Annotated in this window: 16 protein-coding genes and 1 tRNA gene; 12 read left to right on the top strand and 5 right to left on the bottom strand. The window is 46.2% G+C overall.

Annotated features, from left to right (window positions below; genetic code table 11):
• From QUB24_RS00270 to QUB24_RS00255, 4 genes are all read right to left on the bottom strand, one after another.
• Nucleotides 1–771 (bottom strand): ribbon-helix-helix protein, CopG family (locus QUB24_RS00270; protein WP_333149506.1); only part of this gene is annotated, 771 nt, incomplete at its 3' end.
• A gap of 60 nt (nucleotides 772–831) precedes the next feature.
• Nucleotides 832–981: a hypothetical protein gene (locus QUB24_RS00265; RefSeq protein WP_333149885.1), complete on the bottom strand. Its 150-nt coding sequence runs from the start codon at nucleotides 979–981 to the stop codon at nucleotides 832–834.
• Between the two features lie 21 nt (nucleotides 982–1,002).
• A complete protein-coding gene (locus QUB24_RS00260) occupies nucleotides 1,003–1,659 on the bottom strand; it encodes a HEAT repeat domain-containing protein (protein WP_333149504.1) in 657 nt (218 codons plus the stop codon).
• Between the two features lie 299 nt (nucleotides 1,660–1,958).
• Nucleotides 1,959–2,861: a phosphodiester glycosidase family protein gene (locus tag QUB24_RS00255; RefSeq protein ID WP_333149502.1), complete on the bottom strand. Its 903-nt coding sequence runs from the start codon at nucleotides 2,859–2,861 to the stop codon at nucleotides 1,959–1,961.
• 71 nt (nucleotides 2,862–2,932) lie between these two features.
• Here QUB24_RS00255 and QUB24_RS00250 point away from each other — a divergent pair, with 71 nt between their 5' ends.
• Together QUB24_RS00250 and QUB24_RS00245 are read left to right on the top strand one after the other, a co-directional pair.
• Complete coding sequence (locus tag QUB24_RS00250; protein ID WP_333149500.1) at nucleotides 2,933–3,742, top strand: pentapeptide repeat-containing protein; 810 nt, start codon at nucleotides 2,933–2,935, stop codon at nucleotides 3,740–3,742.
• Nucleotides 3,743–3,824: 82 nt separating this feature from the next.
• Nucleotides 3,825–3,953, top strand: coding sequence for a hypothetical protein (locus QUB24_RS00245; protein WP_333149499.1), 129 nt, complete (start codon nucleotides 3,825–3,827; stop codon nucleotides 3,951–3,953).
• A 203-nt stretch (nucleotides 3,954–4,156) separates the two neighbouring features.
• Here QUB24_RS00245 and QUB24_RS00240 read toward each other — a convergent pair.
• Nucleotides 4,157–4,241 (bottom strand) — tRNA-Ser (locus tag QUB24_RS00240).
• 214 nt (nucleotides 4,242–4,455) lie between these two features.
• Between QUB24_RS00240 and QUB24_RS00235 the strand changes: the two genes are divergently transcribed.
• The 10 genes from QUB24_RS00235 (at nucleotide 4,456) to QUB24_RS00190 (ending at nucleotide 13,489) form a co-directional block, all read left to right on the top strand.
• Nucleotides 4,456–4,824 carry a 2Fe-2S iron-sulfur cluster-binding protein gene (locus tag QUB24_RS00235; protein WP_333040827.1) on the top strand — a complete coding sequence of 123 codons (369 nt, stop codon included), beginning with the start codon at nucleotides 4,456–4,458 and terminating at the stop codon, nucleotides 4,822–4,824.
• 34 nt (nucleotides 4,825–4,858) lie between these two features.
• Nucleotides 4,859–5,374 carry a thermonuclease family protein gene (locus QUB24_RS00230; protein WP_333149497.1) on the top strand — a complete coding sequence of 172 codons (516 nt, stop codon included), beginning with the start codon at nucleotides 4,859–4,861 and terminating at the stop codon, nucleotides 5,372–5,374.
• A gap of 119 nt (nucleotides 5,375–5,493) precedes the next feature.
• Complete coding sequence (locus tag QUB24_RS00225; protein WP_333149495.1) at nucleotides 5,494–6,309, top strand: inositol monophosphatase family protein; 816 nt, start codon at nucleotides 5,494–5,496, stop codon at nucleotides 6,307–6,309.
• Nucleotides 6,310–6,410: 101 nt separating this feature from the next.
• Entirely contained in the window at nucleotides 6,411–7,322 is a 912-nt protein-coding gene (locus QUB24_RS00220; RefSeq protein WP_333149493.1) for a tetratricopeptide repeat protein, read from the top strand.
• 457 nt (nucleotides 7,323–7,779) lie between these two features.
• A complete protein-coding gene (locus tag QUB24_RS00215; protein ID WP_333149491.1) occupies nucleotides 7,780–9,015 on the top strand; it encodes an ATP phosphoribosyltransferase regulatory subunit in 1,236 nt (411 codons plus the stop codon).
• Nucleotides 9,016–9,244: 229 nt separating this feature from the next.
• Complete coding sequence (locus QUB24_RS00210; RefSeq protein ID WP_333149489.1) at nucleotides 9,245–10,624, top strand: MBOAT family protein; 1,380 nt, start codon at nucleotides 9,245–9,247, stop codon at nucleotides 10,622–10,624.
• Between the two features lie 15 nt (nucleotides 10,625–10,639).
• Nucleotides 10,640–11,746 (top strand): hypothetical protein, encoded by a 1,107-nt coding sequence (locus QUB24_RS00205; RefSeq protein ID WP_333149487.1) that lies wholly within the window; start codon nucleotides 10,640–10,642, stop codon nucleotides 11,744–11,746.
• Between the two features lie 107 nt (nucleotides 11,747–11,853).
• Nucleotides 11,854–12,081, top strand: a complete 228-nt coding sequence (locus tag QUB24_RS00200) for a ferredoxin family protein (RefSeq protein ID WP_333054336.1) — start codon at nucleotides 11,854–11,856, stop codon at nucleotides 12,079–12,081.
• 181 nt (nucleotides 12,082–12,262) lie between these two features.
• On the top strand, nucleotides 12,263–12,871 hold the full coding sequence (locus QUB24_RS00195) for a Uma2 family endonuclease (RefSeq protein WP_333149484.1): 609 nt from the start codon (nucleotides 12,263–12,265) through the stop codon (nucleotides 12,869–12,871).
• A 138-nt stretch (nucleotides 12,872–13,009) separates the two neighbouring features.
• Nucleotides 13,010–13,489, top strand: coding sequence for a M67 family metallopeptidase (locus tag QUB24_RS00190; RefSeq protein ID WP_333149482.1), 480 nt, complete (start codon nucleotides 13,010–13,012; stop codon nucleotides 13,487–13,489).
• Nucleotides 13,490–13,511 lie beyond the last annotated feature (22 nt).

Below are 13,511 nucleotides of genomic sequence, written 5' to 3'. Positions count from 1 at the left end.
TTGCTGCTGCAAAGATGCGATCAAACTTTCGCGTTCACTCAACTGCTGCTGTAAACTTTCGTAACTTGACTTGGCTACAGTTTCGGCTAATTGGCTTTCGAGATTTTGCTTTTCGGTAGCGAGTTGCTGCTGCAAAGATGCGATCGAACTTTCGCGTTCACTCAACTGCTGCTGTAAACTTTCGTAACTTGACTTGGCTACAGTTTCGGCTAATTGGCTTTCGAGATTTTGCTTTTCGGTAGCGAGTTGCTGCTGCAAAGATGCGATCGAACTTTCGCGTTCACTCAACTGCTGCTGTAAACTTTCGTAACTTGACTTGGCTACAGTTTCGGCTAATTGGCTTTCGAGATTTTGCTTTTCGGTAGCGAGTTGCTGCTGCAAAGATGCGATCGAACTTTCGCGTTCACTCAACTGCTTCAGTAAAGTTTCGTAACTTTCTTGCAGCGGATTTGGCTTTACACTCACCGATTCCGATAGGGTTTCTGCCGTTACAGCGTCATTAAATTCGCTTTCTTCGGCTGTTTCCCCTTGCAAGTCGGCGGCTTCCACCTGCGTTTCTTCACCTTTTTTCCAAGTGACACTAACTTCCGTCTTGTCGCTTGAAATATCCAGATTGCCTTGTGCCAAGCGTTCTAGGAGCTCCGACCTTGATATTCCGAGCTTTCGAGCGATCGTGTTCAATCGATCGGCACTAGAAGAAGTCAGCGAAAGTCCGATTTTGACTTTGCTGTCTGAATTGGAACTAACTACATTGCGATTTTTTTTGACCATTGGCATTTTCCTCATGCCAACCTACACTTATTAGTATAGTGGCTGAAGCTTGTATTAAAATTAATTCTTGTTACTTACCAATTGTGCCAGCTTGCGTTCCCAATTTAACAAAAATCCGTGAATATACTCTTCGATCCATTTCTCGCCGTAGCACCGCGTGAACATTTCCTGACCAGGGGTTTTTTCGGCAAGATACCGCAGATAGCACAGTTGAGCTTGTAAGCCGTTGTTTTAAAGCGAAGCTTCCAAAGTCGCACCTGCAACCCGATGATCTCGATCTTTTGCCAAATAGCTCACAGCAGCGCGAGCTTGAGGATTGTCAAATTTGCTCAGCGCGCGAGCAACTCGCAGCCGAATTCCCCAGTTATCCGAACTTACTAGAGGTAATAATTGCTGCAATGCCTCTTCTTGCTTCTGGGTATTTGCCAGCACACCAAATCCGTCAATTGCTGCTTCCTGAACAGGTAAATCTTCGCCGCCAAGACCGATCGCACAAATTTCAAATACTGCATCAGGACACTGCATTTCGTACAGCGGAGCCATAATGCTGCGGCGGACGAGCCAATTGTCATCGCGGCGAAAAGCTTCCACTAAATGAGAAATTGCCTCGGTTCCGAACCTTGACAAAGAGTTAGCGGCTTCGGCGCGCACGTTCGGATCGCGATCGAACTGCATCATTTTTAACAGCGCCGCAAAAGCTTCCGCAGTTTGAATCTGCCGCAATCCCATCGCCACGAACGATCGCACCATAAACTCCCGATCGTCCACTTTGCTCAGCAACATCGGTAGCGCCACCGCAGCATCGCACTTTCTCAGAGCCGTTACCCCCCGCAGCCTCTCTTGAGAATCCGAACTTTGCAGCGCTGCTTGGATTTCGCTAATTTCCATAAGCCAATTATATATTTATTTTTGTTACGTTTCTTTACAAGATTAGCAAAAATTCCCGGATTTTGGGCAGATTTAAAAAAAATTACTGCTGAACAAAAATTTTGGTGGGTATTTAAGCAAACGTTTGTATTAGTAATGAAGGCAATCAGTACCATATTTATTTGAGTATGCGGAGGCATTTTTATTTTTTTAAAATAGGTTTTAACCGCCGATTTTTTACAAGCATCGGCTTGGGTTTAGTGCAGAATAAAATCATTTTTTAACCCCTATTTTCGGATATAAAATCGCCATTTAAAACCCTAATTTTCCCGCGCATAAAATCCCAAATGATTGGAAATTGGACGTTCCTGCATGGGGATTTTATTCTGAATCGGAGCATTCAACAGTTTCGGCCCTGACCGCGATGCTACTGCAAAAGTTACCGACCCGCCGCCATCTAAATTCAGCACAGTCTCGGCTCCCAACTGCATCGAAATATCAGTTATTTCGCTCAATTTCAGCCCTTCACTGTAAAGCCTCTGCTTGCCGTCTGCCAGAATTAACCACAACTTGTCGCCTGTTTTGTCGATCGCCGCCACTGCACGGGGATAGGGTGTATCCTGTTTGCGTTCTTCCTGACTTTGTGCTACGGGTTTGCCATTTTTCACCAGCAAAGTATCTCCGGCAACTGCATAGGCTGTTCCCGCAGGACAAGTGCCGTTTTCGATTATTTGAGCGCGGTTTTTGGCATCAAAACAAAGGGCGGGAAAGCCTGGATCTGGTTGAGAATAAGCTTGGCTTTTGGCAATGGCGTGTCCGACATTATTTACTCGATCGCCACTGCGGGGATAGTAATCCCAAGGTGCTTCCTCGATGCAGGGATAAAAAAAATTGCCGTTGACTGCTAATTGCAATTTAAATTCTTTCAGGAATTCAGTAGCCGTGCGGGCATTGGTTTCTGTTAAATCGGGTGTTGGGTTTCCGGGAGTGACAAAAATTCCTATTCCCGGCGCTTTTAGGTCGATGCTAACAATGTGAATTAGGGTGGGACGCGGATTAGTCCGAAATTCCCTGCGGTAGGCTATTCCCTGAAAGAGCGATCGGGCTTCGTTTGTTTGTTGGGGACGCAAAAAGTAGGGAATGTTGTAGAGTAGTATGGGTGCGAGCAATATTCCGAGACCGAGAATCTGCCAAATTTGTTTGATCGTGGGCCGATAAGTCATACCATTTTAGATTGGAGATTGGGGACGGAAACACTGACAGATTTATATATTTTCCAGCATCCTATACTAATATGAAGTATTCGGATTCCAATAATTTTAGCAATCAAATTTTACGAAATCGATCGTTCCAAGGACAAGTTCTTAACGGTGCTGATTTCAGCGGTGCGGATGTTCGAGGCTGCAATTTTAGAAATGCTCAGTTAGCGGGTGCGAATTTTGTCGGTGCGAAAATCGGGCTTTCTCGGCGACAGATAGCTGTTTTGAGTGGTGGGGCGATCGCGATTTGTTTGGTTGTGGGCGATGTTCTGACTCGACTGATTTTGGGAACTCAAGGACAATTACCGGGCTCTGGCAGTTGGCCTTTTGTTCTGTTGCTGTACGGGGTTTTGAGCGCTGCTGGTTTCGCTTCGGCGATCGCCAGCAAACAGCCAAAAACCTCAAAAGCGGGTAGATTGGCACGAACAATTTCTGCTATTCTATCAGGAGCTTTGTTAGGATTTTTCTATGCTGGCACTGCAACTAATAATAATTCCCAGGCTGCTCTTGCTGGAATGTCGATCGGCGGGGTGTTAATGTTTTTTGTGAGTTCCCGGATTCGTAGCCAATTTGCACAGGTTGCGATCGCATCGGCTGGAAGTGTGGCGACTTACGCAGGGGCTTTTTTGTTCAGTGCAACGGCGAGCGCTTTTCTGAGCACTCACAAACTGTTTTGGGGTATGTGTTTCGGTTTGCTGTCGCTGGTGTATCTTTGGTTTGCGTTTGTGTCTTTCTCGGCGCTTGTTCGAGAGATTGGAAATGCTGAGGGTACTTCCTTCAGAGGGGCAAATCTCGCTGATGCTAAGTTCGATATAAATTACCTCAATCTAAAATCTAAAATTTAAAATTTAAAATTCCCTAATTGACATTCAAACAGCAATTGAGCCAGCAGAAAGCGACGCTTTGCTGCAAACGGTGAGGGAGCACATGGCCCTCGCAACTTTCAATCCCAACGACAGCGAACTGCTCAAAAAGATGGTCGAATGTATCGGAGATTCGCAGGGAAAGGTGAGGCGGAGTTTAGCCGATACACCATATCGCTGGCGATTGGTGTAGGTCACTATGGTTTTCTACTATTGGCATTATATCTGGGTGTTTATTCTCGGCGCGATCGCCCTAATTGACAATCAAACATTGAAAAGCGAGATCCCTTGATTTTTCTAAAAGAATTCAAGGGATCTCGCTAATAATCAAAGTATTTATCTCAGATCAGAGATTTTTTTTGCAAGCTGTTTTTTTTGCCTGAACAGCTTATTTAACGGAGAGGGAGGGATTCGAACCCTCGTTAAGTTGCCCTAAACACACTTTCCAGGCGTGCGCCTTCAACCGCTCGGCCACCTCTCCAGGGCTAAATTCATTCATTTAGCCACAGCTAAACTATCTTAGCAGAACAAATCTGATTTGGGAAGGGGTAACAGCATAAATTTGCTGTTTAATATGGGTAGGGTGTGAAACGGGCAGGCTTGGGTTCTCCTCTCTGGGTCGCAAACCCATTCATTTCAAGGATCTTGCCGCGCCAACCCCAATCTAAAATCTAAAATCTAAAATCTAAAATTCCATGACTAACTCTTACACAATTAAAATTCATAACAGACAGACAGGCGATCGCCACACCGTGCGAGTACCCGAAGACCGCTACATCCTGCAAAGCGCGGAAAACCAAGGAGTAGAATTGCCCTTTTCCTGCCGCAACGGCGCTTGTACCGCCTGTGCGGTGCGCGTCAACTCGGGAGAACTGCACCAGCCAGAAGCAATGGGGCTTTCGGTGGAACTGCAAAAAGAAGGTTATGCCCTGCTGTGCGTCAGCTATCCCCGTTCCAACATCGAGGTAGAGACGCAAGACGAAGACGAAGTGTACGAACTGCAATTCGGTCGTTACTTCGGCAAAGGTAAAGTTAAAGCCGGTTTGCCGTTGGATGAAGAATAAGGCAATTTGATAAATAATCAACTACCAATTATCCATGCTTTATCGATTATGTGCGATCGCCCTTTGTCTGTTGCTAGCTAGCTGCCAAAAACCAGAAATGCCCCAAGGTACGATCGCCAAAGTAGAAAGGGCCATCAGCGGCCAAACAATCGAAGTTATCAGTACAGCCGACAAAATAGCCTTATTAGAACAAATCAGACTGATTGGTATTGATGCGCCGGATTTAAAACAGCAGCCTTGGGGAGAAGCAGCCAAACAAAGACTAGAACAGCTAACTGGGGGAAAACAGGTATTGTTAGAATCAGACATCGAAGAGAAAGACCAGTTCGATCGCAAACTAGCCTACTTGTGGCAAGATAAAAATTTGCTCAACGAACAGCTAGTCAAAGAAGGTTATGCCCTGGCCTCAGTGCGATCGCCCAACACCAAATATCAGCAGCGACTCGTGAACGCTCAAGAATGGGCGAGACTCATGGGTAAAGGCCTGTGGAATCCAGAACGAGCATTGCGCCAAACTCCTGCAGAATTCCGCCAGCAAAATCGGAAATAGTCAGTAGGGAATTGTTGACGGTTGACGGTTGACGGTTGACTGTTGACTGTTGACAACTAACAACTAACAACTAACAACTAACAACTAACAACTGACAACTAACAACTGACAACTAACAAATGACTGACAATCAACTGCAAAACTTCTTAGAAATAGCCACCGAAGCAGCCCTAGCCGCCGGTTCCGTCCTGCAATCTTACTGCGGAAATTTAGAAAAAATTCAAGAAAAAGGCCGATCGGGCGATTTAGTCACAGAAGCCGATAAAGCCTCAGAAGCCGTCATCTTAGAAATTCTCGGCCGCCACGTACCCGACCACGCCATCCTCGCCGAAGAATCCGGCAAATTAGGAGATGCCAGCAGCAAATACCTGTGGGCGATCGACCCTTTGGACGGTACAACCAATTACGCTCACCAATATCCTTTTTGGGCCGTGTCGATCGGACTTTTAATCGACGGCATACCACAAATTGGAGTAATTTACGACCCTTTTCATAATGAATTGTTTCGGGCAGGCAAAGGATTGGGAGCAACCTGCAACCGTTTGCCGATCGAAGTTTCCCAAATCTCAGAATTGAGAACCAGCTTGCTAGTCACTGGCTTTGCATACGATCGGCGGGAAACAGCAGACAATAATTATGCCGAATTCTGTCACCTCACCCACCTCACCCAAGGCGTGCGGCGCAGCGGTTCCGCATCCCTAGACTTGGCACACCTGGCGATGGGGCGATCGGACGGATACTGGGAACGGGGACTCTCCCCTTGGGACGTAGCTGCAGGTGTAGTCATCGTCTCCGAAGCCGGAGGTCAAGTTACAGCTTATGACGGGAGTGCCTTTGAGATGAACTCAGGTCGGGTTTTGGCCACAAACGGCAAAATACACGCCGAACTCAGCAGCGCACTGCTAGCAGTTCCTCCCTTATCTTCTTGGAAGTAGCGCCTCCCAGCAATAGATCGGGGGTAGTACGGGGGTCACAACCCCTTGACTCAAGCTACATTAAAGAATAGTGAAAAGCCAGGAAAGGAAGAGTAAAAGTTATGTCTTTTGAAATGACAAAAGGGCTGTTCAAGTACGACTTTACAGATCAGCACGCAATTTTGGGAATTCCCTTAGACGCCGAGTTTAACGACATCCGCAAGCGTTACATGAAAATCGCCCGCCGGTTGCATTCGGATACTTGCTCTTTTGAAAGCCAAGCCGATAAAGATTGGGCTAACCAATTTTTGTCAAAAGTAGTCAATCCGGCTTACAACAAATTCTCCAAGGAAAGCGATCGCAAAGAATACAGCCTGCTATTAGCAGCCATAGGCAAGCGCGTTGTTAAAGAACAGGCGAAAATGCAAATTGAAAGCGAAGCAGCCAAACAGTTAGCTACCGCTAAAGATTGGGAAGAAGCTTACAAAACAGCAGTTAGCAAACTCGCTCTCAAGCAGTACGAATCAGTTAAGGAAACGCAAGAGGCGATCGATCAAATTAGCGAACTTAACATGGTTTACCTGCTGCGAAAAGAGCGCATGGTTGGTGGGGGTGGGGTTGCACCCATTTCACCCATAAAAGATGCAACCCCACCCCCACCCCCACCCCCAACCCCAACCCCAACCCCAACTCCAACCCCGGTCAAAGACGACCCGCGGATCGAAGCCTATTGCCGCCGAGCTCAAGGATTTATGGACAGCAAAAATTACGCTAAAGCAAGTTTGGAGTTGAGGGAAGCCCTGAAGAACGCCCCAAAACACAGCAAGGCTCACGCTATGTTAGCAATGTGTTACCTTGAACAAAATCAAGCCACAATGGCGAAACTTGAGATAAACAAAGCTTTGGCATCGAATCCTGAAGAACCGACGGCTTTGGAGGTTAAGAAAAAGCTGGAACAAGCTTCCGCAAAAGCCAAAAAAGGTGACGAGAAACCAGGATTTTTTGCAAGTTTGTTTGGCGGGAAGAAGAAGTGAGAAGTTGTGAGTTGTGAGTCGGGAATATTTAGAAATTGGTAAACTGCTCAGCAGTGGAGTGATATCGCTCAAAAGAATCAAGAGTTGGTGATATCACATCGGATCACAATCGGAATTATACCGTCAGTGCGATCGTCCCGCGATCGCGGATGCTCCAGAAAGAACGGGACGATCGCACTGACGGGGAAAATGATAATTCCGATGCCAACGAAAACGATATGACGCCTTAATTTGTTAAAGTCGAATGTTAAGCTTGCCTGCTTCGACTTTAACACCGTCCCCTAAAGCTAAGCTTCTAAGCCCAATCTAAAATCTAAAATCTAAAATCTAAAATTGATATGACACCTTAATTTGTTAAAGTCGAATGTTAAGCTTGCCTGGTTCGACTTTAACACCGTCCATAAAGCTAAGCTTCTAAGCCCCATCTAAAATCTAAAGTCTAAAATCTAAAATTGATATGGTTCACCAACCCCCATCCGGTGCAAGAGATTTATTGCCCCTTGACGTTGCTCAAAAAATTTCGATCGAACGGCGCTTGCAGCAGGTTTTTCACCGCTGGGGCTATCACCGGATTATTACCTCTACTCTAGAAAGGCTGGAAACTTTGATGGCTGGGGGCGCGATCGACCGATCGACCTTAATTCAACTGCAAGACGCCGAGGATGGAGAACTTGGTTTGCGGCCGGAATTGACAGCATCCATCGCCCGCGCGGCTGCAATGCGGATGGCCGGGACTCGCTGGCAGCCGTTTCGCCTCTACTACAACGCTAACGTGTTCCGCAAAGGCCCAGATACTGGCTCAGGCGGGCAACAGGAGTTCTATCAAGCTGGGGTAGAACTCCTCGGCGCGGGGGGGGCGGTTGCGGATGCGGAAGTGCTGCTGCTGCTGTCTGAGTGCTTGCAGAGCTTGGAAATTGATGACTGGCATTTGGTTTTGGGAGAAGCGGGCTTGACTGCAACATTGCTAGAACCGTTTCCACCAAACGTGCGCCAGAAAGTTCGGGGGGCGATCGCCAATCTCGATCGAATTGCCTTGGAAACTTTGCCGCTTTCAACCGAATTGCGAGAAAGAGCACTGCTGTTATTTGACTTGCGCGGCCGCCCAGAAGAGGTGTTGCCAATTGTTGCCAAACTAGATTTAGATTTGCCACAGCAAGCCGCGTTAAATAATCTCAAATCGGCGATCGAATTGCTGCACCAATGCCAGTCAAAAATTCCCAATCTCAAATCCCACATTCACCTCGATTTGAGTTTAATTCAAACATTTGACTACTACACTGGAATTGTGTTTGAAGTTGTCAGCAGCAGCAAGACAGGACAGCGAGTTTTAGGACAAGGGGGACGCTACGACCAACTTTTAGGACTGTTCGATCCCCAAGGGCAAAATTCCCCCGGCATCGGGTTTTGTCTGAATATTGAAGATTTGCACCAAGTTTTGCTGACAGAGGGGCAGTTGCCCACCCAGACGCCAGCTAGCGACTGGTTAGTTGTGGCTCAAACTCCTGAAGCTAGTGCCGCCGCGTTTGCTTACGCTCGCAAACTCCGAGACTCTACTCACCTAGTTCGGGTAGAAATAGATTTGGAGAGTCGGGAGACAGCAGAGTCGGCGCGGGAATACGCGCGCGATCGACGAATTACTCAAATTGCTTGGGTAAATGCCGAAGGATTGCCAACAATTGAAACGGTAAATTAAGAGCTGCTAGAGAACACCCAGAGCCCCGACTTATTAGAGGAGCCGTGGCTCTAACAGACATTGTACAAAAAACTTAATAAAACTGATTTTTTACCCTAAATCCATGGCTGTAATGGTGTTTTTCGATACAAAAACCAGGTTTCGGCATCCCTGAGTAAGATCCTCTATCGGTTTTAGTTCGTGGTAGCATTGTGAGCGTTAGTTTCCAGTTGAAGAGTAAAAGTAAAAAATGCTGTTTAACTCCACAGTGTTTTTAGGATTCCTGGTAGTTGTGGTGTATGTGTATTACTTACTGACACCGCAGTACCGACGTTGGTTTTTGCTATTGGCTAGCTACTCTTTTTATTGGGCTTGGAGCGTACCATACTCAATTTTAATGGTTGGCTATACCCTGCTGGCTTATAAAACAGCTCGAATCATCGAGGATTCGACTAAACAGAGAAACCGAACTACGGCCTTAATTACTTTTCTGGCTGTAGTTATTAGCACTCTGTTTGTGTTCAAGTACGCAAACTTCTTCTTAGACTCGAGTTATTCGCTGTTGGGATTTAGGCTTTGGCCTCAACTCAACCTCCTATTACCTCTGGGTATTTCTTTTTACACGTTCTCAACAATTAGCTACATAGTCGATGTCTACAAGGGCGTTACCAAGGCTCAAAAGTCAATCCTCGACGTAGCGCTGTACGTGATTTTCTTCCCTAGCCTGCTGGCTGGGCCGATCATCCGCGCCGAGGTTCTCATGCCCCAGTTTGCCTGTGAGTCATCGGTAGACTGGATTGTGATCCGCAGCGGTATTGCCCAGATTGTCTGGGGGATGCTGAAAAAAGTTTATGTAGCTGATTCGATCGCACCAATAGCCAACGAAGTTTTCGCCAGTCCAGAAAATGTTTCCGGGCTGGGGCTTGTGATGGGTACATTAGCTTATACAGTTCAAGTCTACTGTGACTTTTCGGGTTATTCGGATATTGCGATCGGTTCGGCTCGCCTATTGGGAATTGAACTGCCGAAAAATTTTGAGAAACCTTATTTAGCCTATAGCATTACTGATTTCTGGCGCAGGTGGCACATTTCGCTGTCAAATTGGTTGCGCGACTACCTCTACATTCCTCTAGGGGGGAATCGGGGCGGCAATCTCCGCACTTACGCGAACCTAATGATTACCATGCTGCTGGGAGGTCTCTGGCACGGTGCTGGATGGAACTGGGTTGTTTGGGGAGGTTTCCAAGGAGCAATGCTCTCCATTGAACGAGCAACTAAACTTTCATCTAAGCCAACTTCTAAAATAAACTATTTAATCCGCTGGCTAATTACCTTTTTTCTAATATGTACTTCTTGGATATTCTTCCGGGCATCGGATTTGAACAGTGCCGTTGTAGTATTGCAGCGGATATTGACCTTTGCTGACGGGCGGATACCTATTGACTATCGGCCGCTGTTCTACATGGCAACAATTCTGCTAGTTGAATGGTGGGATTTGAAGCAAAAATGGATGAGTTGGACACAAAACCACCCAAATTCGCTCAAGTGGATTACTTGTGCAATGGCGCTCGCGCTGATGTTTACCTTCGCCGGTTCCTCAAGTTCAAATTTCCTTTACTTCCAGTTCTAATCGACTTGAAAAATTATGAGTCAGATATTTAATGACAAGGCCATTGCAAATCTAAAAACCACAGTTCGCTACATTGCTGTGGATTTGTCGAAGGTATTGTTGGCATTTGTATTATTAGAAGCACTCCTGCAAGTGACTGCTCGTGAGTATACCAATAATGTTTTCGATGGGGAATTCACAGGCGGTCATCCCATCGCCGTTAGCAGTCCCGGCAATCGTGGCCCTGTGGTGCCGATTAAAAAAGCTCCAGGCGAGTTGCGAATCCTGGGAATGGGAGATTCCACCACCTTCGGTACTGGGATTGCTGCTGAAGAGACTTGGCCAGCTCAGCTAGCAACTATTTTTCAGAAAAACGGTGCTAAGGCAACCTACATCAATGGCGCTCTAGAGGGTTATACACTCAAGGAAATCAACACGGTTTACCGCAACCTGTGGTCCGAGTACCAGCCAGATTTAGTGGTACTGGCGGTAGACAACAACTTGGTTTCGATGACCTGGTTTCGTCGCGATGGCCAATCAGTGATTGCAAACCCTTATCTGCAGCCAATTGCCAAATCCAAGCTGGCGGTTCTGAAAAACCAGTTAAAAATTTTCGCTACCCCGTCTTGGCTGAAAATAAACTCCCAAAAATGCTTGTACTTCCTGGGTTTGGCAAACAACAACCTCAAACCGGATGTTCCTTTGGGCCCAACCCTAGCCTTGGGTTGGCAGCAGGCTGATTTTCCCAACGATATCGCCGAACGTGCTTGGAAGCAATTCGAGACGGATTTGAGTGTACTCCGGGACTCTGTTGCTGCTGAGGGCCGCTCTTTGGTTGTAGTTTACTTGCCTACTCGCTTTATGGCTTTTGACGGTTTTTCTGATAACGAACAGCAAGTACCCAGACAGCGGCTGACTATGGATGCGGGTAAGCGACTTGGGGAAATTAGTAAGTCTCTTGGTTTACCCTATGTCGATTCTACTCAAGGAGTTCGCCGCGGGCGATCGCAAATTGCTCAAAAAGAGGGTCGTTTTGCCCCGATGTATATTAAATTTGATACGGTTCACCTTGACAAAGACGGTCACAAAGTTGTGGCTGAAGATTTGTTCGGGCTGCTTGGCAAATCGAATCAACCTCGATAACGTCGGTTTTCAATGTGAAATTAGAAGAAAAACTGAGGCTTTAGATTCCACTCCAAGTGAAAAGTTATTTCGAGTTCGTCCACCAAATTTGAAGAAGTGAGAACACTATGGCACACACTATTGTTACGAATATTTGCGAGGGAATTGCTGATTGCGTCGGCGCTTGTCCGGTTGCTTGTATTCACCCCGGCCCAGGCAAAAATGTCAAGGGTACTGATTGGTTTTGGATTGATTTTGATACCTGTATTGACTGCGGTATTTGTTTGCAGGTGTGTCCTGTCGAAGGTGCGATCGTTCCAGATGAGCGGCCTGAGTTGCAGCAAACTCCAACTTGATTGAATTAACTCTTTTTCCCCTTCTGTTCTCTTCCTTTGTGTCCTAAGCGTCTTCGCGGTTCGTTAAATTTATATAGGAACTTTTTTTACGAACCGCAGAGGCCGCAGAGGACACAGAGAAGAAGTTGAGAAATAACGAAAAAATTTAACGTTGAGATATCTTAAGTGCAGGTAATTAATTATGCTACTTTTAGATCCAAAAACTCTCGCTCCAGCGACTGAACAGCGCATAATTATATATGATGTGACTTGGAAGCAATACGAACAACTTTCCGATATGTTTGTCGATGAATTTCCCAGGATGATCTACTTGGAAGGAACGTTAGAAATTATTATGACGACTTCGCCAGAACATGAAAGGCTTAAAACAATTATTGCCCGGTTGATAGAAACCTATGCGGTTGAAAGGCTAATTAATCTCAACGGTTACGGTAGTGCTACATTTCGCCGCGAAGCTGTGAGACGGGGTGCGGAACCGGATGAGTGTTACTGCTTGGGTGCACTTGCAGAAATCCCTGATATTGCGATCGAAATTGCTCTAACTAGCGGTGGAGTTGACAAACTAGAAGTGTATCGCGGTTTGCAAGTTCCTGAAGTCTGGTTTTGGGCTAACGATCAATTTTCTATTTACCACTTGCGGGAGTCTGGTTATGAGTTAATTTCGAGCAGTGAATTTTTGCCTGAGTTAGACTTTTCTATATTGAGTCAATATGTAGGATATGTTAACCAAACTGAAGCTGTCATTGCTTATAGAACTGTTTTGCAAACAGCTACAGGAACCTCAAATTAATAGACATCTCCAGAAAAGCCAGTATTGAACAGGCAAGATGCCTGTTCCACAATTAAAAAAAAGCCCGTGAAGCGTAGCTATCCCGCTCTTAATCGCACTTTACAAAAAAAACTACAATAAAATCTACAATAAAATCCCATGCAGCCGATCGCACTTTCCGACTCTCACATTTTATCCATGCGTACCCACGCCGAAAGCGCTTATCCTGAAGAATGCTGCGGTTTGTTGCTCGGTCGAGTTACTGGCGATGTTAAAACTTTAGTAGAAGTTTGGCCGACTCAAAATGCTTGGAGTGCGGAAGCTGAGGAGAATTGGCCGGAACAAAAAGGATTGACAGAAAGACGCAGATATGCTATTAAGCCCGAAGATATGTTGCGGGCGATGAAACACGGGCGCGATCACAGTCTGGATATTATCGGTATATATCATTCTCACACGGATTCTCCCGCAGTACCCTCAGAGTGCGATCGGACATTGGCCTGGGCCGAATACTCTTATATTATTGTGTCCGTCCGACAAGGCTGTTGGGAAGACCTCCGCAGTTGGAGTCTTGACGGAGAGGGGAACTTTCAAGCAGAGGAAATTCGCCTAGTGGAACCGACTGAGATTAAGAAATAATTAGTAAAAATAACAAACAGGT

Source organism: Microcoleus sp. B9-D4 (genome assembly GCF_036705105.1).
Classification (GTDB): domain Bacteria; phylum Cyanobacteriota; class Cyanobacteriia; order Cyanobacteriales; family Microcoleaceae; genus Microcoleus.
This window is presented reverse-complemented; position numbering and strand designations above follow the sequence as displayed.